General features: G+C 44.0%; 20 protein-coding genes. 10 read left to right on the forward strand and 10 right to left on the reverse strand.

Translation table 11 applies throughout. The features are described 5' to 3' along the window. The first annotated feature begins 251 nt into the window (after nucleotides 1-251). On the forward strand, nucleotides 252-977 hold the full coding sequence (locus OCT63_RS08220) for an HAD-IA family hydrolase (RefSeq protein ID WP_269983546.1): 726 nt from the start codon (nucleotides 252-254) through the stop codon (nucleotides 975-977). Here the strand turns inward: OCT63_RS08220 and OCT63_RS21540 are convergent. The 3 genes from OCT63_RS21540 to OCT63_RS08230 form a co-directional block, all read right to left on the reverse strand. Continuing rightward, nucleotides 919-1134: a hypothetical protein gene (locus tag OCT63_RS21540; protein ID WP_082710305.1), complete on the reverse strand. Its 216-nt coding sequence runs from the start codon at nucleotides 1132-1134 to the stop codon at nucleotides 919-921. The two genes, OCT63_RS08220 and OCT63_RS21540, sit on opposite strands and share 59 nt — an antisense overlap. A 403-nt stretch (nucleotides 1135-1537) precedes the next feature. Beyond that, complete coding sequence (locus OCT63_RS08225) at nucleotides 1538-2962, reverse strand: methyl-accepting chemotaxis protein (RefSeq protein ID WP_269983547.1); 1425 nt, start codon at nucleotides 2960-2962, stop codon at nucleotides 1538-1540. 147 nt (nucleotides 2963-3109) lie between these two features. After that, nucleotides 3110-4333: an aromatic amino acid transport family protein gene (locus OCT63_RS08230; RefSeq protein ID WP_060466817.1), complete on the reverse strand. Its 1224-nt coding sequence runs from the start codon at nucleotides 4331-4333 to the stop codon at nucleotides 3110-3112. A 445-nt stretch (nucleotides 4334-4778) separates the two neighbouring features. Here OCT63_RS08230 and OCT63_RS08235 point away from each other — a divergent pair, with 445 nt between their 5' ends. From OCT63_RS08235 to OCT63_RS08245, 3 genes are all read left to right on the forward strand, one after another. Continuing rightward, nucleotides 4779-4916 carry a hypothetical protein gene (locus OCT63_RS08235; protein ID WP_167346757.1) on the forward strand — a complete coding sequence of 46 codons (138 nt, stop codon included), beginning with the start codon at nucleotides 4779-4781 and terminating at the stop codon, nucleotides 4914-4916. 161 nt (nucleotides 4917-5077) lie between these two features. Beyond that, nucleotides 5078-5689 carry an acyl carrier protein phosphodiesterase gene (locus tag OCT63_RS08240; RefSeq protein ID WP_269983548.1) on the forward strand — a complete coding sequence of 204 codons (612 nt, stop codon included), beginning with the start codon at nucleotides 5078-5080 and terminating at the stop codon, nucleotides 5687-5689. 57 nt (nucleotides 5690-5746) lie between these two features. After that, complete coding sequence (locus OCT63_RS08245; protein ID WP_269983549.1) at nucleotides 5747-7018, forward strand: DEAD/DEAH box helicase; 1272 nt, start codon at nucleotides 5747-5749, stop codon at nucleotides 7016-7018. Nucleotides 7019-7245: 227 nt separating this feature from the next. Here the strand turns inward: OCT63_RS08245 and OCT63_RS08250 are convergent, their stop codons facing one another. From OCT63_RS08250 to OCT63_RS08275, 6 genes are all read right to left on the reverse strand, one after another. Then, complete coding sequence (locus tag OCT63_RS08250) at nucleotides 7246-8652, reverse strand: aspartate aminotransferase family protein (protein ID WP_269983550.1); 1407 nt, start codon at nucleotides 8650-8652, stop codon at nucleotides 7246-7248. A 35-nt stretch (nucleotides 8653-8687) separates the two neighbouring features. Beyond that, nucleotides 8688-10208, reverse strand: coding sequence for an NAD-dependent succinate-semialdehyde dehydrogenase (locus OCT63_RS08255; protein WP_269983551.1), 1521 nt, complete (start codon nucleotides 10206-10208; stop codon nucleotides 8688-8690). Between the two features lie 155 nt (nucleotides 10209-10363). Next, on the reverse strand, nucleotides 10364-10843 hold the full coding sequence (locus tag OCT63_RS08260; RefSeq protein ID WP_161684327.1) for an Lrp/AsnC family transcriptional regulator: 480 nt from the start codon (nucleotides 10841-10843) through the stop codon (nucleotides 10364-10366). Nucleotides 10844-10868: 25 nt separating this feature from the next. Further along, nucleotides 10869-11876, reverse strand: a complete 1008-nt coding sequence (gene doeB / locus OCT63_RS08265) for a N(2)-acetyl-L-2,4-diaminobutanoate deacetylase DoeB (protein ID WP_269983552.1) — start codon at nucleotides 11874-11876, stop codon at nucleotides 10869-10871. A gap of 53 nt (nucleotides 11877-11929) precedes the next feature. Continuing rightward, a complete protein-coding gene (gene doeA / locus OCT63_RS08270) occupies nucleotides 11930-13117 on the reverse strand; it encodes an ectoine hydrolase DoeA (RefSeq protein WP_060466810.1) in 1188 nt (395 codons plus the stop codon). 586 nt (nucleotides 13118-13703) lie between these two features. Further along, entirely contained in the window at nucleotides 13704-14438 is a 735-nt protein-coding gene (locus OCT63_RS08275; protein WP_269983553.1) for a TetR/AcrR family transcriptional regulator, read from the reverse strand. A 156-nt stretch (nucleotides 14439-14594) separates the two neighbouring features. On the opposite strand from OCT63_RS08275, the gene OCT63_RS08280 reads away from it, so the two are divergent. Genes OCT63_RS08280 through OCT63_RS08290 form a run of 3 tightly spaced genes read left to right on the forward strand, consistent with a single transcriptional unit; the run spans nucleotide 14595 to nucleotide 19794 of the window. Then, a complete protein-coding gene (locus OCT63_RS08280; protein WP_269983554.1) occupies nucleotides 14595-15683 on the forward strand; it encodes an efflux RND transporter periplasmic adaptor subunit in 1089 nt (362 codons plus the stop codon). After that, complete coding sequence (locus OCT63_RS08285; protein ID WP_269983555.1) at nucleotides 15683-16738, forward strand: efflux RND transporter periplasmic adaptor subunit; 1056 nt, start codon at nucleotides 15683-15685, stop codon at nucleotides 16736-16738. Before OCT63_RS08280 ends, OCT63_RS08285 begins: the two co-directional genes overlap by 1 nt. After that, entirely contained in the window at nucleotides 16735-19794 is a 3060-nt protein-coding gene (locus OCT63_RS08290; RefSeq protein WP_269983556.1) for an efflux RND transporter permease subunit, read from the forward strand. Before OCT63_RS08285 ends, OCT63_RS08290 begins: the two co-directional genes overlap by 4 nt. A 123-nt stretch (nucleotides 19795-19917) precedes the next feature. Here the strand turns inward: OCT63_RS08290 and OCT63_RS08295 are convergent, their stop codons facing one another. Continuing rightward, complete coding sequence (locus tag OCT63_RS08295) at nucleotides 19918-20553, reverse strand: hypothetical protein (protein WP_060466805.1); 636 nt, start codon at nucleotides 20551-20553, stop codon at nucleotides 19918-19920. Between the two features lie 290 nt (nucleotides 20554-20843). On the opposite strand from OCT63_RS08295, the gene OCT63_RS08300 reads away from it, so the two are divergent. The 3 genes from OCT63_RS08300 (at nucleotide 20844) to OCT63_RS08310 (ending at nucleotide 22348) form a co-directional block, all read left to right on the forward strand. Then, the gene (locus OCT63_RS08300) at nucleotides 20844-21089 is read left to right on the forward strand and encodes a DUF2164 domain-containing protein (RefSeq protein WP_017058334.1); all 246 of its coding nucleotides are present in this window, start codon (nucleotides 20844-20846) and stop codon (nucleotides 21087-21089) included. Between the two features lie 153 nt (nucleotides 21090-21242). After that, the gene (locus OCT63_RS08305; RefSeq protein ID WP_269983557.1) at nucleotides 21243-21782 is read left to right on the forward strand and encodes a cytochrome b; all 540 of its coding nucleotides are present in this window, start codon (nucleotides 21243-21245) and stop codon (nucleotides 21780-21782) included. Beyond that, on the forward strand, nucleotides 21779-22348 hold the full coding sequence (locus tag OCT63_RS08310; protein ID WP_060466803.1) for a YceI family protein: 570 nt from the start codon (nucleotides 21779-21781) through the stop codon (nucleotides 22346-22348). Before OCT63_RS08305 ends, OCT63_RS08310 begins: the two co-directional genes overlap by 4 nt. Nucleotides 22349-22520: the final 172 nt, after the last annotated feature.

The following is a 22520-nucleotide window of genomic DNA, read 5'->3' on the forward strand; positions in this document are numbered from 1 at the left end:
GCTCTCCTCTCAAACTTACATTTTTATTTTTATACGACATTTGATGACTTTTATAAGCCAAGTAATATCCAGCATTGTCCAATTTGAGCAATTAAAATGAGAGCTGTTGCTTATCTTGGTGCGTTAAAGTGATCCACTGCATATTTCGTGAAGAGAAATAAGAGGGTATCGGTAAACTGTTACCTTAGTCATCCTTAGGAGTGAAATAACGCTATAGGATAAAGCTTGGATTCAATGCGAGTGATATATCTATGCGGTTAGAACAGACGAAGTGTGTGATTTTTGATTGTGACGGAACACTTATTGATAGTGAAAAGTTATGTTGCCAAGCTTTGGTGAATGTATTCGCCAGTTTTGGGGCTGATTTAAACGTTACTGACTGCTATGCACACTTTCAAGGCGGGAAATTGGCCGATATCTTAATGGATACACGAGAACGTCTTGGGCTATCTATTTCTATTGATACACTTGAACCGCTATATCGCGCAGAGCTAGAAACACTATTTCAACGACATCTAAAGCCAATGGATGGTGCGATCGGTCTTATTGAGTTCCTAAAGCAGCAAGACATCGAGTTTTGTATTGCCTCAAATGCGCCTAAATCTCGAGTTGAATCGTCATTGGCAATGACAGGAATGCTCGACGACTTTAAGGGGAAAGTGTTTTCAGCCTTTGATGCAAATAGCTGGAAGCCAGAGCCAGATCTGATTATGTATACCGCAATGAGCATGGGTTTCTTACCCAATGAGTGCATCTATGTTGATGATACCTTGAAAGGAGTGGAAGCTGGCGTTCGTGCCGGTGTTCAGTCATTCCGGCTACGTACAAGTATTGATGAGTCTATAATGGATCCAGAAGCCGACTCAGCAGAGCTAGCGGCTCAGGATATATACAGTTTAGAAGAAATTTCGGTTTGGCTTAATGGCAAGCACTGTTTAAGTGATGATATACCGAACTCGGAAGCTTTGGCGGGTTAGCACCCAACTGAAGGCTAACGATTTTACTGAACTGTTTGGTATGGAAACCACAAGATGCACACGTAAACTTTTCTCCACTTTCCGAAAGCAGATATTCGTCGTGTTGGCATAAAGGGCATGTAACGTTTTCGATATTTGATGCTTCTGTATTATTCATTATGTATCACCTGCAGCAAGAGGGTAAGCGAAAGTAAGACCTGCTCCACTAGATTACCCCTAAGCTCGATTATTAGACAGTTTTGATGTCTCATAATCTTTCCTTTGCGACTTGCTTCATGGTAATGATAATTCGATAGTTAGTGGGCACACAGTGGTGCGTCTCATTTTAGATGAATACGTTACTTTTTCGGTGCTAGTTTCGATGTTGTAACGGTAGGCTTTGCAGCCAATGGTTGGATTGAAACTGTGAGATCAGACCTCAGACCGATATATCTTTAATGACAACCTAGCTTTCAGCGTAAACTAATTTAAAACACTCATAAGGGAAAAGGACTCTATCGAGCCCTTCTTCGTTTCGTTGATTTTAACTTAGAGTCACTTAGTGTTATTTAGGTCGAACGCTAAATACGGTATCTTGCTAATGTTTTAGATAAAGACACCGATGCTTCTGTTAGCTTAGATACGCCATTTGAAGAGTTTTGTACCACGTCTTTAATCACATTGGATTGACTACGGATATCGTTAAGTTCCGCTGCGACGGTATTCGCGACGTTACTTTGCTCATCCGCTGACGTTGCTATCTGAATACTCATGTCCATTAGAGCTTGAGCCGAGTCGGCGATAGAGTTCACGTCATCACCAATATTTGAAATCAACTGGCTACTGGTTTGTGCTTGATTGACCGTTTTCTCGGTGATCTTTGCGATATTTTGACTTTCTTGTTGTAAACGTTCAATCATTGCGTGGATTTCAACCGTAGCTGATTGAGTTCTGCTCGCCAGGGTCCTCACTTCATCAGCAACGACCGCAAAACCACGACCTTGTTCACCCGCACGAGCTGCTTCAATCGCAGCATTCAGGGCAAGTAGGTTGGTTTGCTCTGAGATAGCATTGATCGTCGTGATCACTTCATTAATTTGGCTGGTGTTCACATTCAAGCTGGTAACAGAAGAAGAGGTTTGCTCAATCAAAGATGAAAGGGTGGTGATCTCTGAGATTGCGAGTTGAACTTTAGCGTGGCTGTCATTGATTTGCTGCGTATCGTGCTCAGTTTGCTCTGTTGCACGCGCGGAAATATTAGTCACTTCATTCGCAGATGCCGTCATCTGATCCATTGCTGTCGCAACAGAGTCTAGGGATGAGTTCTGGCTCATGATTTGTGTTTCGCTGCGCTTCATCTCTGTTTCGAAAGAGGCTGATGTTTCACTTAATGAGGCTGCGCTGTGATTAACGTTATTAACCAACTCACTTAGGGTGTCCATTGAGCGATCGAGTGCGCAACCAATCGTGCCAAATTCATCACGGCCAGGGTGGAAACCAAGGCGCGATGTTAAATCGCCGTCACCAATCTTCTGCGTGGTTGAATAGAGAACCCATAATGCACCACCTAAAAAGGTCGCAACCCAATAACAGAAAAGACCAAAGGGCACACACCATAAAAAACTGAGTAAAAAAGAGTACAGTGCCTGCTGCTTTTGATTTTGTGTATTGATATCTGAGTTGGTGAGAGAGTAGTAGTTTCCGTCTCGCGCTAAGGCTGTTGCCGTAACCGCACCATTCTTAAGAATAGTGGTTTCTTGAAGCTTAGATTGCTGACTCACTGAGCGAACAGAGGCAGGGGAATCTGACGCTGATAAAATGCCTTTGAGTTGATATTCAACTTGCTGTTTTGCACTTGCGTCAATTTGTTCCATTTTGTTGACATAGCTCATTCCAGCTAGGCTCGCCACAGCGGCGAAAAAGATTAAGAAAATAACCCAAAACTTATCGTTGATAGACATTTTAATAAACAGCTTGTCTATCGTTCGAAATTGTACTTCTTTCATAAAAACTCCACGGTAATCCTTTACCGTGGACTCTAAATAACCGATCTCAATAAAAATGTGACAACAATCAACTAATTGTGAAAATTAATGATACCAACATGCCATTTATGAGATCTCCATCAAGTGTAATTGTTAGATATGGGTTTATTAACCTAATGAAGGTAGTAATCCCACTGAAATAAGAATTTGAGTGGCAATGATAAATACACCAACGCTGCCGGCTAAAAATAACGCTTTGCTTCCGCCTAACACTTGGTAGGTCGCTTCTGTACCTTGAGGCTTTGCTGAGAAATTCGTGTAGCGCACTTTGTATACCATCACGGTTGGTAAAAGAATCGCCAATACTGACAGTGCAATTGCGGCGTAACCCAAGGCCATGATGAAACCTTGTGGATAAAATAACGCAAACCCCAGTGGTGGCAAGAAGGTGATAGCGGCTGTTTTAACGCGTTTTGCATTGCCTAGTTTCTTGCTCAATGAATCGCCCATGAATTCAAACAAACCTAAACTAACGCCAATAAAAGAAGTCAGAAGCGCAAGATCGGCAAATACACCAACTATCACACTTAAGTTTGATTGTTGAACGGTTTGCGACAGTGAGACTAAAAGTGCGCCTAAGCTTGTGTCTGATAGCAACTGTTCTTGGCTAACTACACCTAAAGTTACGCTCTGCCAGAATACGTATATAACCAACGGCAATGCAGAACCAATAATCATTACCTTACGTAAAGAGCGAACATCACCATCTAAGTACCGGACAATTGATGGAATACTGCCGTGAAAACCAAAAGAGGTAAATACAACCGGAATCGCTGCAACAACAAGGCCTTGTTGTAAAGGCATGCTCATTAGGTACTGCGAAGTAATATTTGGAGCTAAGAAGCTGAGCACGATGACCATTGCGATCAACTTTAATCCAAATAAAACTCGGTTAACTTTGTCGACACTATGTGTACCAATGGTCACAACGCATGCAACTAACAGTGTGAACAAAAGCGTTGTGATTTGGCTATTAAGTTGAATGTTAGTGATCTCAGAGATGCGCTGATTAAATTGTGCACCACCGCCGGCTATGTATGCCGCACATAAAGCGTAGAAGAGAAACATAACGGCGAAGCTCGCTATCCACTTTCCTTTGGTCCCTAAAATTGTGTGAGCTAAAGTATGTAGTGTGGCGTCCGATTCTGCGAATTGGTGAAGCTCCACCATTAATAATGCAGTGAAGGCCATTAAAGCCCATAACCCCAGCATTAAAAAAAGTGAAGTTGAGAAACCAATTCCAGCTGAAGCGAGTGGAAGGGCGAGCATGCCAGCACCAATTGTAGTGCCTGCAATGATCAAAGTACTACCAAAAACCTTTGATTTATTCATTGTATATAATTCTTTACGTTAAGGTGTGTTTACGTTGTAATTCTTCTAGCTTAAGAGAATAAACCCAAAGAATATCTCGATTTTTAAGTATTCTGATTGAGTTTAATTTCAAATGCAATGCTTAATGTAATTTTAAACATCCACTGTAAATATTATTGTACACATGATTAAGTTCGATGAGTGGAATGAAAAGGGCAAACGTTTGACTATGATCCGCTTCAAAACTTTTAGAGTAATTAGTTGTACTTAGTGTAAGGTGTTAGTACATATGTCGTTCGCGCATACCCCTTTAGCGTAACAAGCGTTAATGATCGCGAGTAGCTTCAAGCTATAAATATGGAATGGGTAAAGTAGAGTGCGTTCATCAAAGTGACATAATATAAGTCCAAGATGGTGCACTAGTTAACAGGACATTATGTCCACACCAAGGAATAGAGGGGGCACTATGAGTGACCAATCTTATAATGACGAAAGTCTTGAGTTGTTAGATGCTATGGAAATCGGCATTGATTTATCTGACTATGAGCAGACCGTTCAACAGCTGGCAGAAGAACTTTTTAAATCTCAAACTAAGCTTTCTTAGCTAAAGATTTTGTAGTTCAACATTCTCAAATTAAACAATTCTTAAACTGAGCAAATCTCATTCGCTCACACTTCATAGCAAAACTATCCTCATTAAAGTTCGCGAAGATAAACGAGTACGTTTACCATGTTACTTAGTTCTCGATACTTTAATGAGGTTCAATGAACTTTCTCGCACACCTACACATCGCTCAACATTGTAACAGCAACTTAGCCGGTAATTTGTTAGGTGACTTCGTTAAGGGTGACCCCAATAAACACTATTCAGATTCGCTTTCTAACGGCATAAGACTTCATCGATTCGTTGATAGCTATACCGACCGTCATGATGTTTCACGCTCTGCAAAATCTCTCTTTTCAGACCAAACAAGACGCTTTGCGCCTATTGCGCTCGATGTATTCTGGGATCATTGTTTGGCTAATCATTGGCAGAAGTTCTCGACACAATCGTTAGAGCACTTTTGTTTAGACAGTCATCAACAGATTTTTGAGCATCAAGAGTCACACTGGCCTGAAAACTTCATTACTATTCATCAGAAGATGGCAGAACAACGGTGGCTGGAAAGCTATCAAGACATGTCTTCTATTGAGTTTGTGTTACAGCGAATGGCTTTAAGAAGGCCTAAGCTAGGCATGCTAAAAAACTGTTATCAAGACCTCGAACGCCATTATGATAAGTTGCAGTGTCACTTTAATGAGCTATATCCAAGCGTTTTAGCGGAAGCAAACCAGTTTAGTACGCTTCAATTGATGAAAAATCAAAAGGAAAGGTAAACAGCGTAATGCAGGTTTGCTACAATCCGCGCCTATTTAATCTTTGAGCATCATACTATGTCTGAACCTACTAAATCTTTTAACCAACTTGGATTGTCTGAGCACCTTCTTACTACGCTAGCAGGGCTAAATTTTACGGCTCCAACCAGTGTTCAAGAACAAGCGATTCCGTTGGTATTAGAAGGTAAAGATGTATTGGCAGGTGCGCAAACGGGTACCGGTAAAACGGCAGCATTTGGTTTGCCGATTATTCAAAGATTAATCGAGACTAAAGACAACGTTATCCCCAACCCTAAGTTAGTTCGCGCATTGGTTTTAGTACCAACTCGTGAACTCGCACAACAGGTATTTGATAATGTAACCAGCTACGCGAAAGGCACGGACCTGAAAGTGGTTGTGGCTTATGGCGGCGTAAGTATGAAGGTTCAAACTGACAACTTACGCGCAGGCGCAGATATCTTGGTAGCAACACCTGGCCGTTTGATTGATCACATGTTCACTAAGAACATTATGCTGAGCCAGACAGAAGTATTGGTATTAGACGAAGCTGACCGTATGCTTGATATGGGTTTTATGCCAGATATTAAACGCATTCTTTCGCGCATGAATGAAGTTCGCCAAACCCTGTTCTTCTCGGCTACGTTCGATAACAAGATCAAAGCAATGGCGTATCGCATGATGCAGTCACCAAGTGAAATTCAAGTGACGCCTAAAAACAGCACGGCTGACACCGTGACTCAGATGGTTTATCCGGTTGATAAATCACGTAAAAGTGAACTGTTGGCTTACTTGATCGGTTCAAAGAACTGGCAACAAGTGTTGGTATTCACCAAAACTAAGCAGGGGACTGATGCGCTCGTAAAAGAACTTAAGCTAGACGGCATAAAAGCGGCATCAATTAATGGTGATAAGAGTCAGGGTGCTCGTCAAAAAGCACTCGACGATTTCAAATCAGGCAAGGTGCGAGCGTTGATTGCAACTGATGTCGCAGCGCGTGGTATCGATATTCAGCAGCTAGAACAAGTTGTGAACTACGATATGCCATTCAAGGCGGAAGACTACGTTCACCGTATTGGTCGTACTGGCCGTGCAGGTAACAGTGGCTTAGCAATCTCTTTGATGAGTCAGGATGAGGCGTACCTATTGGGCGATATCGAGCGACTACTGGATACGCGTTTGCCTCAAGAGTGGCTAGAGGGCTTTGAACCAAGTCTTGAAAAAGACCTTGCACCCGAGCGCGGTGGCCGCAGTAAGAGTCGTTCATCAGAAAAGCGCAAGATGAAAGCGAAACTTAAGATCCATCAAAATCGTGGTAAAGCGCGTCGTTAAGAAAGGGGTTGTACACGGCTCTTCTTCTATTCGTCTCAATGCTTTACATTCCGCATCTTATTGACCTTGAACAACAATTTTAACTCTTCGCCTAACCTGTCAATCGATTTTTATGCGGAAAGTATTGCTGGTATTGTTTCCATGTCGTCTATCTCTTAGGACCGCCCCTCTAATTTGGTTAGAGGGGCGGTAATTGTTGGTAGGTTTGCGAGTAGGGTCATGCGCGGCTATTTTGGCTGCCACTGTTTAGACGTGACGAGGTTATCCATCACTTTGTTTACCGCTTGATGCGCTTTATCGACAATGGTGTCGATGTCATTACGATTTGCGATAAGCGGTGGAGCAAAGCCGAGGATGTCACCATGTGGCATTGCTCGTGCGATCAACCCCTGTTCTAAACAGGCCGCCGCGATTTGTGGGCCCACTTTCAAGTTTGGATCAAAGTGTGCTCGGCGGAGTTTGTCGGAAGAAAACTCCAACGCATGTAACAAGCCAATACCACGGGTATCACCGACTAATGGATGATCGTTAAACGTCTCCGCCATGCGTTGCTGCAAGTAAGCCCCGACGTCGGCTGCGTTTTGCACCAAGCCTTCCCGCTCAATGATATCGAGGTTGCAGTTCGCGGCTGCCGCTCCCATGGGGTGACCGGAGTAGGTATAACCGTGTCCGATAGCACCCCATTGGTCGGTGCCGTTTTCTAGCATACTCCAAACTCGTTCACCGACTATCACGCCAGACAGCGGTTGATACGCTGAGGTTAACCCTTTCGCTACCGTGATGAGATCCGGTTTCATGTCGTAATGAAGTGAGCCAAAGTCGGAGCCGAGACGACCAAAACCACAGACCACTTCATCCGCAATCAAGAGTACATCGTATTTGTCGAGCACTTTGCGAATTGCCTGCCAGTACCCTTCTGGTGGTGGCACAATACCACCAGTACCGAGCACTGGTTCCGCAATCATCGCTGCTACCGTTTCTGGGCCTTCTTCCAAGATCATCGCTTCGAGTTGATCCGCACAATATTGAGAGAATTTAAGCTCGGACATACTCTCGTCTTCACGGCGATAGTAATACGGCGCCATGGTGTGCTTGATGCGATCAAGCGGTAAATCAAAATGTGCGTGGAACAGAGGTAACCCGGTCATTGAACCCGAAGCGATACTTGAACCATGGTAGCCACGATCACGGGAGATGATTTTTTTCTTCTCTGGTAGACCACGAGCATTGTTGTAGTACCACACTAGCTTAAGTTGAGTCTCGTTCGCGTCACTGCCTGACATGCCGTAGTAGACTTTGCTCATGCCTTCAGGAGCCATTTTGATAATGCGGTCTGACAGTGTGACTAGCGCTTCGTTCGTATGGCCGACGTAAGTGTGGTAGTACGCCAGCGCTTTGGCTTGTTCATAAATGGCATCGGCCATTTCAGTCCTGCCATAGCCAATGTTCACACAATATAACCCGGCAAAGCCGTCTATTAGCTCGATGCCTTCTGAATCGGTGATGCGTATTCCGCTTCCGCTCGAGATAATTCTTCCCGAAAGCTCCCCAGCCGCATACTGCTTCAGGTGGGTTGAGGCATGAAATACTCTCTGACGATCGATCTCTAAAAGTTGTTGGGTTTTGTTGCTCATGATCCTTCTCCTCTTGGATATCCATATTTCGTATCTCAACTGCCACTGACGGTAGGCAATGCGCCCAAGCAGCAGTATTTGATTTCACTGTATTCTTCAAAGCCGTGGCGACTGCCTTCTCGTCCAAGCCCTGACTGTTTCACGCCGCCGAATGGGATAGGGTGGCCAGTCATCTTGACTGAGTTCACGCTCACCATGCCAAACTCCAAACCACGCATGCAGCGCCAAATTTGGTGAATATCGTGACCATAAACATAGGCAGCTAAGCCGTACTCAGTGTCGTTGCTCATTTCAATCACGGTATCTAAGTCTTGGTAAGGCAATACGCCTGCTACAGGACAAAAATTCTCTTCGCGATACACCGCCATGTCTGGGGTGACATCGGCCAGCAATGTTGGCGCGAAGAAGTTGTCGCTTGGTACGGGCTGGTGGTATCCCGCCACCAATCGCGCGCCCTTGTCGAGTGCGTCACGCACCAAATCATGCGCTTTATCCACTGCAGTGCGATTGATCAGCGGCCCCATGGTGGTTTTTTCATCTAAACCATTGCCCAAAACGATGTGGTTCATTTCTTTGGCAAACGCTTCCAAAAACGCTTCGTACTTATCATCAGGGACGAAGATACGGTTTGCGGCCAAGCAGTCTTGTCCCGCAGTTTGAAACTTGGCATCCACGGCGGCTTTGGCTGCTTGCTCGATATCCATATCTGGCAGTACGATGAAAGGGGCATTACCGCCGAGCTCCATGCTGCATTTCTTCACGGTTTGTGCCGCGTCGCGCAGCAGTAATTTACCCACTCGAGTTGAGCCTGTGAACGAGAGCGCTTTGACTTTATCGGAGTGACACAAGGTTTGTGACACCATCACCGCATCGCCAGTGATCACGTTAAATACACCTGGCGGAAAACCAGCTCGGTCCGCCAACTCTGCCAAGGCCAATGCCGAGAAAGGCGTTTCACTGGCGGGTTTAATGAGCACTGGACAGCCTATCGCTAATGCCGCGGCGGCTTTTCGTGTGATCATGGCATTAGGAAAGTTCCATGGCGTAATCAATGCTGCGACACCAATCGGTTCGCGCATCGTCGACAGTTGCGCATTCGGAATATGACTTGGGATGGTTTCGCCATAGTTACGTCGTGCTTCCTCTGCAAACCAACGAATAAAGGAGGCGCCGTAGTCAATCTCACCTAAAGCATCACCTAATGTTTTGCCTTGTTCCATGACCATCAAACGAGCGAGATCTTGTTTTGATTCTAGAATCAGATCGTGCCAACACATGAGAATTTCAGCGCGTTGTTCTGCTTGCATTTTTCGCCATTGACGAAAGGCTTGATCGGCTTCATCAATCGCTTGATAGAGTTGTTGTTGAGATAGCTTAGTGATGTAGCCGATGACCGTACCATCCGCTGGGTTAACCACCGGGTGAAATTGGTCACCACTTACCCATTTGCCATTTACATACGCTAAACCTCTCACCAAACGTACATCTTTCATTATCGCCATCATGTCGTGCGAGGCTTTTAATTCCTCTGCATGTAAGCTGTGCAGTGCTGTCATAAGTCCCTCTCCCAGCGTCGTTGTCCATCGTTAAACTGTAGTGGAGAAGTGAACGGAATAATTTCTGATACCGAGGTTTAAACCATCAGAATTTTCTTTTCCGCATTGTTAGATATGATGAATTTTCTGGTTTCGTTTTAAGCGTATTTTCTCTTTTAGAACAAAGCGTTTTGTTTGACTTCTAATATGTCTGCATCACGTTTAATTGTTTTCGTCACGATGTAAGTAAAGTAGCGCTCAATACCCACTTCTGACTCCAACCAGTTGTCGATAAGACGCTGATATTGATCGATATCTTCAGCCTGAATTTTGAGGATGTAATCGACACCGCCACCTGTGGCATAACAATCCGTGACTTCTGGTGAATGTTGAACCAGTTTCTCAAAACGTTTGAATGCTTGAGCGTTGTGTTCTTTGAGCGTGACTTCAACCATCACCGACGTTCGTTTGAACAAAACATCGGTATTTATTTTTGCACCGTAACCTTCAATAATGCCTGCTTCTTCCAGTTTTTTGACTCGCTCCCAGCAAGGGCTAACGGATAGGTTAATGGCCTCGGCTAGGTGAGATTTGGTGATACGGCCGTGGTCATGGAGTATCTGTAGAATTTTTATGTCGTAGCGATCGAGGCGCATAATTGCTCTCCCTATAAAATACCAATCAGTTCAATTCGCCACAGTCTTTAGCGATCACGGCGACAGTGTCACCAGTATTCACCATGGAGGGGAAACGACGTGCAGCAAAAATACCACTACGCTGAGCTTTGTATTCGATAGGGGCGGCCCCTGTGCGCTCGGTCGAATAGATCCTCATCAAAACATCGCCTTGTTTGATGGTGTCGCCAAGCTCAAATAAGTATTCGGCGATGCCATTGTGCTGGCTTTGCACGTAGCAACTTGCATCGGGCATATCAAGTAACTTGGTTGGCTGGGTTGTTTTTTCGTAATCACCAGATAAGTTGCCTGAAAAACGTAAGAAATTACGGATTCCACGGTCGGCATAAGCGATGGTTTCTGGGGTACTGGTTCCGCCGCCTCTGAGTTCTGTGGTGACAAATATTTTGCCTTGAGATTCGACGGTAGTGTCGTACAGGCTAGTGGTGTCCATTTCGAGCAAGATCATGGTGTAAGGCGCGCCAAACAGTTTTGCACCTAAGATGCATGTTTCTTCTTGGTCGAGGTTGTCGAGACGGTGGGCTGCGGCGAAAGGTACGATGTCTAGCGTTTTACCACCGGAGTGAATGTCTAACGCAAACTCGCACATGGGTACCAAGTAACGAGTAAAGTAATCCGCGATTTTCTCGGTCACTGATCCAACAGGGTTTCCTGGAAAGCTGCGATTTAAATTCCCTTTATCGATAGATGACGTACGCGAAGCATTTTGTACCGCAGGTAAGTTCATCATAGGCACAATAATAACACGGCCTTGGATTTGCTCGGCTTGAAGCGAGTTTGCTAATTTAAGTAGGCTGGTGATACCTTCGTATTCATCACCATGATTACCGCCAGTAAGTAGTGATGTTGAACCGTGACCACTCTTAATCACGGTTATAGGTATCATGATGCTTCCCCAAGCGGAGTCATCGTGGGAATAGGGGAGCGTTAAAAAACCGTGCTGTACGCCTTCTCGGTCAAAGTCTACGGTGGCTGTGATCGAGGTTTTTTGCATATCAACTCCTTTTTGTTCTTAAGCTTAGTTCACAGAACTTAAGGTTTGAAATATTAGTGTTTAATAAAGAGGTGTCGTGGAAAATCACACAGGGTTTTTGCACCATCACTCGTGATCACAATGCTTTCGGTGGTTTCTAACCCCCAATCTTCAAACCATAGTCCCGGCATAAAGTGGAATGCCATACCTTCTTTCAATACGGTTTTATCAGTGTCTCGTAAACTCATGGTCCGCTCGCCCCAATCTGGTGGGTAGCTCATACCAATTGGATAACCACAACGCGCGCCTTCTCGTGAGAATCCTGCTTTATCGAGAACTTGGTTTAATGCATTGGCGATTTCGGCGCAGGTGTTACCGGGTTTTGCCACTTCTAAGCCTGCTTCGAGACCTAAATTTAATGCTTCATCGGCACGTTTAAACTTGTCGTCTGGTTCCCCAAGAAAAATGGTGCGAGAGAGTGGGCAATGGTAACGGCGGTGCGCCCCAGCGATTTCGAAAAAAGTACCTTCGCCTTTTTTGAATGGTCTATCGTCCCACGTTAGGTGAGGTGCAGAGGCATCAGCACCAGATGGCAAAAGGGGCACTATCGCCGTGTAATCACCAAAGTGGTCTTCATGTCCGAGCACCGCTTGGCGGTTAATCTCGGCGACAAGGTGGTGTTTCGGCAACCCTGGCTCGATCATATCGAACGCAACACGGTGCATGTTTTCAACAATGCGAGCCGCGCGGTACATGTAAGCGAGTTCTTGATCGGATTTAACGGCGCGACACCAGTTCACTAGCCCGGTAGCATCGAGAAGTTGAGCATTCGGTAAGTGAGTGATGAGTGATTCATAGGCGGTGGCACTAAAGTAATAGTTGTCTTTTTCTACACCGATACGGCCGCGATCCCAAAGACGCGGAACCAGTACGGCTTCTACCAGAAAATCCATCGGATGTAATGGCGGGTTCATAACATAATGGTCAGGGTAATAGGTGATGTTTTCTGCCGACATATATGCAGTTCTGTACGCCCCATTTGCATCTTGGCAGCGCCCAAACCAAACAGGCTCGCCAGAGGAGCCCACAACGACACATTGTGGTACATAAAAAGACCAACCGTCGTAACCTGTCAGCCATGCCATGTTAGAAGGATCGTGAATGATAAGGACATCCAATTCTCGTTCTTCCATCGACAGCCGAACTTTTGTTAATCGGTCCTGGAACTCATCCAGTGTAAAATGCAAAGCAACGCCTCTCATAATCTCTCCTTGTTAAAAGTCCGACGCCTTATGGGCCTTCGGAGACGTTGAGGTATTTCTACCTTCCACTAGGTCTGTTAGACCTGCGTTTAAACTGTTGCAACTCACTACTGCGGCTGTGTTTGATTTAAACGATGTCATTTAGCATGCTTGTTGAATCTATACCTCTGATGTCAATCATTACAATTGTGGCTCATTTTTGTGGTTCACACCGTATTTATGATTGAAATTCCATCGATTGTTAATTTTTAGTTACAGTTGTTGTTGAGAATTAATCAATTAAAATATTGTGTCATGCATATGGTTACGCGGAGAAAAACGGGCTCTCGAGGCTTGGGTGGGAAATGGTGCGTTGGTAAGATCAGGTTTTTAATCGATCAATGCCTTATGTGCGATGTCTGGTGCAGCTTACGTACTCTACGTAAGCAATAATTGGTTATGTTGGACCGATAATGTGGCCGAAAATACTGGAGTATCTCTACATTAAGATCGACACAAAAAAAATGCGCCGTTACAGAGCCAACTGTAACGGCGCATTTTTTATCAAGTAAACTAATTTACAATCAGGATATATTCAAACATCGGTTTACTGATGTTCTTGGTTACACTTCCATACGCAAGGCACATCGTAAATCAGCTCTCCAATAGAGCTTGGATTCAACACCCATTCACTGTCGACATTAAACTTGCTGACCATTTGCGTATTGAACAACTGCCAATGCATGTGCAGGGCTTCTTCTGGAGTTGCTTCCATTTCACCTTCGTTCCACGTACTTTCCATAAATGGTGTTAGGCACACAGCACCATGTGCATACATGATCATTTGCCACTTAACTTCATAAATATTGATCATGTTGTCTGGATTCGCATCATTATATTGCGCTGCCAGTTGATTTATTTCCTTTTCAATATCACCAGTGTTGTCGATAAAGTAATCAACTAGGTGATCTTCTTGGCGGACTGAATCAGAAATAAGCTGCATTGGTCTGCGTGAGTGAATCATGTTGCTAAAAAGGCGCATGCTAAACAAATAGATAGAAATGTTTGGTGCTACGTCTTTGGGAAGCTCTTCCATTATCTTAGCAATATAAGACTGAAAATATACGTGTAAACAATCGCTTATCGCATGCCATATCTTCTCTTTACTACCAAAATGATGGCGGATAAGGCTATGCGATACACCTGCTCTTTCACTGATGTTTCGCAGTGAAACACGATCATAGCCAAAGTCACAGAACATATCTGCGGCAACGCCCATGATCAAAAAACGCGTCTCTTCGGCGTCTTTTGCACTTCTTCTACCTTGTTTCTTTTCAGTCATCTTCAATTCACACATTTATCTGATTGCCGCATTCTACACTGTTTTCCCTCAAATAAAAAATACTGCACAAGTGGAAAGTAAAGGTTGTGCATTGTCAGATTTTAAATATACTGCACGAATGGATAGTAAACTGTAATAATTAAATGGAGAAGCATCATGCAATCCAATTTGTCTATAAAAAATATGACGAGTAAGCAGGTAGGAGTGGCTCTAACCACATTATTGCTCGCAGGCTATCTGGCGGGATGTGACAAGGTTCAGTCAGAAGAAAACGTTCAAGTTGTAAAACCAGTAAAGTTGTTTAAGGTTCCACTACAGACTGATGTTGGGCTTGATAATTTTATCGCAAAGATTGATGCGACCGACCGTGCTGCACTCTCTTTCAATGTGGGGGGAGATATTGAAACCTTCTTTGTTCGTATGGGGCAAGAAGTGAAAAAAGGGCAAGTGCTGGCAGTGTTAGATGCAACGGATTTCCGTATTGCGGTGGATGCTGCACAAGCTAAATTTGATCTAGCGAACAGCCAATACAAGCAAGCGTCGGAGTTGTACTCGAAGAAGCTGGTGAGTACTGATTACTACGACCAAGCCGTAAACACCTTTACTGCCGCTCAAGTTGAGTTGGACCAAGCAAAAACAAATCTTGGTTACACCACGCTAGTTGCTCCATTTGATGGTGTGGTATCGATGGTGTTTGGTAAGCAATACCAATTGATCGCTGAAAAACAGCCGGTACTTAACATTTTGAATCACAGTGAAATGGATGTGACTTTCTCTATTCCGGTATCAAAGCTTGAAGACCGTTCGGTTCAAGACCTAATCAGCTCAAACATGTGGGTTGTGATGGATAGCCACCGTGGGATACGTATCCCAACACGTTTTAAAGAGATTTCAACTCAACCCGACGAAGACACCAACAGCTTCCAAGCCGTTGTGTCTATTAAAAAACCTGATGATATCAAGCTGCTTTCCGGCATGACGGCGCAAGTCGAAGTTGAAAAAAGCAAACCTGACAACGGTGTCGGTATTGTCGATTCAGCATGGTTAAACAAACAAGCAGACCACGGAGAACTTTGGCGCTATGAACCAGAGTCTCAGTTGATCTCTAAAGTAAAAGTGACGCTGGATAATCAAGGCAATGTAATTGACGGTCTGTCTTCGGGCGACCTAATCGTCGAAGCTGGTGTCAGTGGGTTATCAGATGGGCAACAAGTAAAAGCTTGGTTACGTGAGGGCGGTATCTAATGAACCTTTCCAAATTATCAGTTGTGGTTGCTTCGGCCTTATTGCTGCAAGCGTGTAACAACGAAATGGAGCACCGCGAGCAACAGCCACTTTTGGTTTCAACGTTTAAAGTCGGTGCGCCACTTGCTCAACAATACCGTAGATTTAACGGACAGGTAATGCCTGCTGAGCTCACTCCTTTGGCATTTAAACTACCTGGTGAGATCCAGCAAGTATTGGTTGAAGCGGGAGACAAGGTCGAAAAAGGGCAGTTACTGGCTACTTTAGACAATGCGACTTACCAACAAAACCTGACCGATGCAAAGTCTCAGTTCGAACTTGCGAATAAGCAATTGACTCGTGGTACTGAGATGTTCGGTAGCAAGATGTTGTCGCAATCAGAATACGATCAACTGACCGCTAACCACAAGCTGGCATCGGCTAATTTGGCTGCAGCAGAACGTAAGCTAAGTTACACAAAGCTTCTAGCACCATTTTCTGGAACGGTTTCAACCGTCGATAAGCAACGCTTTGAAAATACGACACCAGGTGAAACGCTACTTAGCTTATACCAGAACGATAAAGTGTATGTGCGAATCCAAGTATCAGATTCTATCTTAGCGTCTATTAGCCCAGAGATGCGTTCGATCAGTTATCGTCCTGAGGCTACTTTTGGTGGTCACAACGGAAAATATCCACTGACCTATTTAGAGCACACTAATGAACTGCACCCGCAATCTCGCACTTATGAGTTTTGGATGCAGATGCAACAACCTGAAAGTGAAATCTTGCCAGGTACCAGCGTTACGATAAATGTCGATATGACTAAAGCAGGGTTAAGTCATATTCAAGGCTACCAGCTACCCATGACGACTTTGCAAGCTGGTGCTAAAGCGAACCAGTTTTACGTATGGAAAATAGAAGACGGCCAAGCATTCAAAAGTGAAGTAGAAGTCGACAAGATCAACGGTCAAGGCGCACTGATTGCTCATGGTGTTGAGCAAGGTGAGTTACTCATAAGTTCGAATTTAAGAAAACTCCGTGACGGAATCCAATTGTCAGGAAAAGCAGAATGAACATCGCAGAATATTCAATAAAGAACAAAGTAATCAGCTGGCTATTTCTCGTCATTTTGGCCATTGGCGGTGTCACGTCTTTTGGTAATCTATCTCGTTTAGAAGACCCTGCTTTTACTATTAAAGATGCCATGATTATTTCAACTTACCCTGGCGCTACGTCTATGGAAGTTGAAGAGGAGCTCACTTACCCGCTTGAAAAGGAGATAAGACAGCTCCCTTACATCGATAAGATCACATCGACCTCTTCGAACGGTTTGTCTCAAATTACAGTTAGCATGAAGATGGACTACGGGCCCGACGAGCTGCCACAAATCTGGGATGAAATGCGCCGCAAGATCAACGACCTACAGCCAACGTTACCAAGTGGTGTGAATTCCGTTCAGATCATTGATGATTTTGGTGATGTATTCGGTGTGATGATCATGTTGACCGGTGATGGCTATGATTATGTCGAGCTAAAACAGTACGCAGATTACCTAACGCGTGAAGTTGAACTGGTTGATGGTGTTGGTAAAGTCAGTATTGCGGGTGACCAACAAGAACAACTGTTTGTTGAGATGTCTCTGGAACGCTTAGCCGCATTGAATCTAGACATGTCGACGGTTACGTCACTGTTAGCACAACAAAACAGTGTGGTGTCGGCAGGCGAAGTAATGCTGAATGGTCAAAGCCTAACGATCAAACCTAACGGTACATTGAGCACAGTTGAGGAGCTCGAAAACCTGATCATTCATGGTCGTGATACAGGTAACTTGATTCGATTAAAAGATGTCGCTGAAGTGACTCGCGGTATTCAAGAAAAGCCGGGCAATGTATTAACGTACAACGGTAAACCCGCAATCAACCTAGGTATTGCATTCTCTTCAGGCGTAAACGTGGTTGAGATTGGTAAAGCACTGGATGTAGAACTGGATCGCCTAGAAAGCATTAAACCAGCGGGTGTAGAACTGAACTACTTTTACAACCAAGCGCAAGAAGTCGATAAATCAGTGGCTGACTTCTTAATCAGCCTAGTTGAAGCGGTAGCCATCGTTATCATTGTACTGCTGTTCGCAATGGGCTTACGCAGTGGTTTGATCATTGGCTTGGTTCTTCTATTGACGGTATTCGGTACCTTCATCCTGATGGACTACAACGATGTCGAACTGCACCGTATCTCACTGGGTGCACTGATTATCGCGCTGGGTATGCTGGTGGATAATGCGATTGTTGTCGTTGAAGGTATTCTGGTTGGTTTGAAGAAAGGGAAGACCAAGCTTCAAGCCGCGAAAGACATTGTGACACAAACACAATGGCCACTATTGGGCGCGACCATTATCGCTATCACAGCCTTTGCGCCGATCGGTTTATCGAAAGACGCGACAGGCGAGTTCATGGGTTCACTGTTCTGGGTACTGTGCTTCTCGTTATTCTTGAGTTGGGTTACGGCACTAACATTGACGCCATTCCTTGCTGAGATGTTGCTTAAAGAAGAAGATAAGGTCGATGAGAACCAAGACCCGTACAAAGGTATTTTGTTTGTTGTATTCGGCACGTCTCTGAAATTTGCATTGCGTTTTAGATGGTTAACCGTAGTGAGCATGATAGCTTTGTTGGCTGCTTCGATCGCCGGTTTTGGTATGGTGAAACAACAGTTCTTCCCACCATCAAACACGCCAATGTTTTTCGTGGATATGTGGATGCCTGAAGGCACGGATGTTCGTGAAACCATCAAGCAGACTGAAAAGGTTGAAAGCTATATTCGTCAGCAAGACGACGTTGAGTTTGTAACAACAACGGTTGGACAGGGCATGCAACGTTTTGCGCTGACATATCAACCAGAGAAAAGCTACGAAGCGTACAGCCAGTTACAAGTAAGGACCACTGACCGTGAGACCATGTTCAAGGTTCTAGCGGGGTTAGACAAAAACTTAGTCAACAAATTTGAACAACCGACGTTTCAATTCAAATTGATTGAGTTTGGCCCTTCACCAGCCTCAAAAATAGAAGCGCGTATTATTGGCGCTGATCCACAAGTACTGCGTAACATTGCTGTTGAAGTCGAAGATATTTTGTTGACGGATCCAGGCTCGCGAAATGTTCGTCACGACTGGCGTGAACGTACTAAAGAGCTCGTACCATTGTTCAACGAATCTAAGGCTCGTCGCCTAGGCATTTCAAAAACTGATCTGTCCGATACGTTACAGATGGCGTTTGGTGGCCAAAACATTGGGTTATTGCGTGATGGTACTCATATGTTACCTATTGTGGCGCGTTTACCGGAAAAAGAGCGTTTTGATTTTGAGTCGCTAAACAATGTGAAGATTTGGAGCCCATCGCTACAAACTTACATTCCAGTTGAACAAGTGATCGATGACGTAGAGCTTCAATGGTCTGAGCCACTGATTCAGCGTCGTGATAGAAAACGTACGCTAACGGTGCTAGCTGACCACGACGTGCTTGGTGATGAAACACCAGCGAGTTTGTTTGCTCGTGTGAAACCAAAGGTAGAAGCATTAAATTTACCAGAAGGATACAGCATTAGTTGGGGAGGGGAATATGAGACCTCTAAAGATGCTCAAGAATCTCTATTTGGTTCACTGCCAATGGGTTATTTGTTGATGTTTATCATCACCATGCTTCTGTTTAACTCGCTTCGTAAGCCGCTTGTGATTTGGTTTACGGTTCCACTCTCTATCATTGGTGTTTCGATTGGTTTGTTAGGTACTAACATGCCATTCAGCTTCACGGCATTCCTAGGCTTATTGAGTCTAAGCGGCATGATTCTGAAGAACGGTATCGTACTGCTTGACCAGATCAACAGCGAGCTAGCAACAGGTAAAGACCCTTACTTAGCGGTTGTCGACAGCGCGATTAGTCGTGTACGACCGGTATCTATGGCAGCGCTAACGACTATCTTGGGTATGATTCCTTTGGTATTCGATGCATTTTTCGGCTCGATGGCGATTACCATCATGGCAGGCTTAGGCTTTGCTACAGTACTAACGCTAATAGTAGTACCAGTGATGTTCGCTATTCTATATAGAATCAAACCGTCCACTGCGGGTTATTAGGGATTGATATAAAACAGATTCTTTTAAGCCAGCCCAGTCAGTTTTGATTGGGCTTTTTTACATGTGTGATGTGTTAACACGTGAGATTGGCAAGCGGTGACTAGGGCGTGTTGACCCATATTCTTACTGCCATTGAAGTACAGCATAAAGTTGCATGTATTTACGAACCAACTGTTGATTCCCTGACCGTTTTAACGGGTGACCGAATTTAATAAAACATGGGCTGATACTAAAGTTATTATTTAAATCAGTAGCGAATTGAGAATCACTCTCTCTTAGCGTGATACCTTGTTGGCTATATTCAGTGATCTCGTCTGGGAGTTCGCCCATCCACCAATGTAAGAGCTCACCACTGCTTTTGCCTCGGCTTATCCAATGATCAGAGACAATGATTAAAAGGTCATTGGGTTGGATAGCAAACCCATACTCTGATTGCCAATTATGAATGTCTAACATTAACTTTCTACGACAGGTTTTACCTGCACTCACCATATGATGGCTGATCGTCCATACGGTACCTATCTCAGAAGAAATTCGGAAATGTCGAGGGGCATCACTGGAAGAAAACATTTCAAGTGGACTTGTATGACTCGCATGATTAAAGCTAACGAAGGTGTGTTCCATTCGTCTGGCAAAAGCTTTCCCTATGTGATGCTCACTGATCCCTTGATTATGTACGGTAGGATAATGGTGTTCACAGAGTTTTAGGCAATCATCTTGAAACTGATTGACGCTTTTAATCACGAGATCTAATAACAATGAAGTCCCTTATACATAGTTACTATTTTATTGATGGGCAATAGTACGGTAATTGTTGTGTCTTTACCTATTAGCAAAGTGTGAGTTCTTGATCTCTCTATCAAAATTAGCTATTCCTAGCCGTTTTTATGGATAGCGCTGGCACTTAGCTGATCTGTATTCTAAATTATGAGGAATTCTAATCAGTTAGAAAGACTATAGCGAGTTAGCTAATGTTCATTGGGTTAGCGAAATTATAGTTTAGTCAGCTGATCTCGATTGACTTATTTACTCTTAACTTGGAAGTATTCATGACCATTCAATTAGATTCGAAACAAAAGTCTGAGCTAACCCATGCCCTTCAAAAGTACCTGCAAGATGAACTTGATGTAGAACTTGGTCAGTTTGATACTGAGTTTTTGATTGATTTTATAAGTAAAAAGTTTGGGGCCATTTACTACAACAAGGGGGTAGAAGACGCTCAGAAAGTAATGGAACGTAAAATGTTAGACATATCAGACGAGCTCTATGAAATTGAGCAAATCGTTGAAATTTAACCTCTATGACCAACTTGTTCAAAAAAGTTGAATAACTCGTTTAATTTGGAACGATGTAATTAATGTAAAGCTTGGTAAATAATATGTTACACAAACTTGGTGTAGGGTACGCTTTTCGAAACTACACTACTCGTTAATATTCGGAATAGGTTCATGGACAATAACGTTAGAAATTACAACCCCTTAGCAAGAGCGATGCATTGGGTATCAGCCCTCGCGATTTTTGGACTATTTGGTGTAGGCTTGTGGATGGTTGATCTTTCATATTACAGCGAGTGGTACAAAACAGCGCCAGATTACCACCGTTCGGTAGGTATTCTTTTGGCTCTCGTTACTGTTATCCGTTTGCTTTGGAAGTTAGTTACCGTGTCACCGAAAGTGGAAGGTAAAAGCTATGAAGTCGCAGCAGCGAAGATCGCTCACGGCTTTATGTACATCAACTTAGCGGTTTTATTTATTTCAGGTTATTTGATTTCTACATCAGATGGCCGCGGGATCGAAGTATTCAATTGGTTCACTGTACCAAGTATGGGTGAACTATTTGCAAACCAATCTGATCTCGCAGGTACGGTTCACTACTATGCTGCATGGGTACTGATCATCATGGCATCAGTGCACGCCTTAGCGGCGATAAAACACCACGTTATCGACAAAGACGATACGCTACGAAAAATGATAGGAGCTTCAAAATGAAAAAGTCAATTATCGCTACAGGATTAGCATTTGCTATGGCAATGCCTTTCGCTGCGAACGCCGCTGATTACGTGATTGATACAAAAGGTGCGCATGCTTCAGTTAACTTTAAAGTTAGCCACCTAGGTTACAGCTTTATCCAAGGTCGTTTTAACACATTCTCAGGTGATTTCTCATTTGATGAAAGCAACGTTGAAGCGTCTAAAGTCAACGTAACTATTGATACAACAAGCCTTGATTCAAACCACGCAGAACGTGACAAGCACATCCGTAGCTCTGACTTCATTGATGCAGGCAAATTCTCAGACGCAACATTCAACAGCACAAAAGTGGTTGATAAAGGTGACGGTAAACTTGAAGTCATGGGCGACCTTAAACTTCACGGCGTAACTAAACCTATCGTTATTGAAGCTGAATTCATCGGTGCTGGTCAAGACCCGTGGGGCGGTGAGCGTGCTGGCTTCGTTGGTACAACTCGTCTAGAACTTGCTGACTTCAACATTCCAGTAATGGGCGCTTCAAGCTATGTAGACATGGAACTACACGTTGAAGGTGTAAAGAAATAATCTAGCTATTAATGCTGACTGGTATCAAGCTTATGTAGTATCAAAGTTGAATAGATACCTAGAAAGCGGCAGTTAGAAATAAAGAAAGGCGCAAAGTTATCACTTTGCGCCTTTTTATTATGGTAAATGGTCACGCGTTTAGATCTGTTTTGTGTCAAATCTTTAGTTGCGC

It is taken from the genome of Vibrio sp. RW, assembly GCF_027587105.1.
GTDB classification, from domain to species: Bacteria; Pseudomonadota; Gammaproteobacteria; order Enterobacterales; family Vibrionaceae; genus Vibrio; species Vibrio toranzoniae.

What these genes read in the sequence shown, in the direction of transcription:
- OCT63_RS08300 (WP_017058334.1), top strand. Translation starts at nt 20,844, where the DNA reads ATGACCATTCAATTAGATTCGAAACAAAAGTCTGAGCTAACCCATGCC.
- OCT63_RS08285 (WP_269983555.1), top strand. Translation starts at nt 15,683, where the DNA reads ATGAACCTTTCCAAATTATCAGTTGTGGTTGCTTCGGCCTTATTGCTG.
- OCT63_RS08225 (WP_269983547.1), bottom strand. Translation starts at nt 2,962, where the DNA reads ATGAAAGAAGTACAATTTCGAACGATAGACAAGCTGTTTATTAAAATG.
- OCT63_RS08260 (WP_161684327.1), bottom strand. Translation starts at nt 10,843, where the DNA reads ATGCGCCTCGATCGCTACGACATAAAAATTCTACAGATACTCCATGAC.
- OCT63_RS08255 (WP_269983551.1), bottom strand. Translation starts at nt 10,208, where the DNA reads ATGACAGCACTGCACAGCTTACATGCAGAGGAATTAAAAGCCTCGCAC.
- OCT63_RS08275 (WP_269983553.1), bottom strand. Translation starts at nt 14,438, where the DNA reads ATGACTGAAAAGAAACAAGGTAGAAGAAGTGCAAAAGACGCCGAAGAG.
- OCT63_RS08230 (WP_060466817.1), bottom strand. Translation starts at nt 4,333, where the DNA reads ATGAATAAATCAAAGGTTTTTGGTAGTACTTTGATCATTGCAGGCACT.
- OCT63_RS08245 (WP_269983549.1), top strand. Translation starts at nt 5,747, where the DNA reads ATGTCTGAACCTACTAAATCTTTTAACCAACTTGGATTGTCTGAGCAC.
- OCT63_RS08290 (WP_269983556.1), top strand. Translation starts at nt 16,735, where the DNA reads ATGAACATCGCAGAATATTCAATAAAGAACAAAGTAATCAGCTGGCTA.
- OCT63_RS08240 (WP_269983548.1), top strand. Translation starts at nt 5,078, where the DNA reads ATGAACTTTCTCGCACACCTACACATCGCTCAACATTGTAACAGCAAC.
- OCT63_RS08305 (WP_269983557.1), top strand. Translation starts at nt 21,243, where the DNA reads ATGGACAATAACGTTAGAAATTACAACCCCTTAGCAAGAGCGATGCAT.
- OCT63_RS08250 (WP_269983550.1), bottom strand. Translation starts at nt 8,652, where the DNA reads ATGAGCAACAAAACCCAACAACTTTTAGAGATCGATCGTCAGAGAGTA.
- OCT63_RS08310 (WP_060466803.1), top strand. Translation starts at nt 21,779, where the DNA reads ATGAAAAAGTCAATTATCGCTACAGGATTAGCATTTGCTATGGCAATG.
- OCT63_RS08220 (WP_269983546.1), top strand. Translation starts at nt 252, where the DNA reads ATGCGGTTAGAACAGACGAAGTGTGTGATTTTTGATTGTGACGGAACA.
- doeA (WP_060466810.1), bottom strand. Translation starts at nt 13,117, where the DNA reads ATGAGAGGCGTTGCTTTGCATTTTACACTGGATGAGTTCCAGGACCGA.
- OCT63_RS08235 (WP_167346757.1), top strand. Translation starts at nt 4,779, where the DNA reads ATGAGTGACCAATCTTATAATGACGAAAGTCTTGAGTTGTTAGATGCT.
- doeB (WP_269983552.1), bottom strand. Translation starts at nt 11,876, where the DNA reads ATGCAAAAAACCTCGATCACAGCCACCGTAGACTTTGACCGAGAAGGC.
- OCT63_RS21540 (WP_082710305.1), bottom strand. Translation starts at nt 1,134, where the DNA reads ATGAATAATACAGAAGCATCAAATATCGAAAACGTTACATGCCCTTTA.
- OCT63_RS08280 (WP_269983554.1), top strand. Translation starts at nt 14,595, where the DNA reads ATGCAATCCAATTTGTCTATAAAAAATATGACGAGTAAGCAGGTAGGA.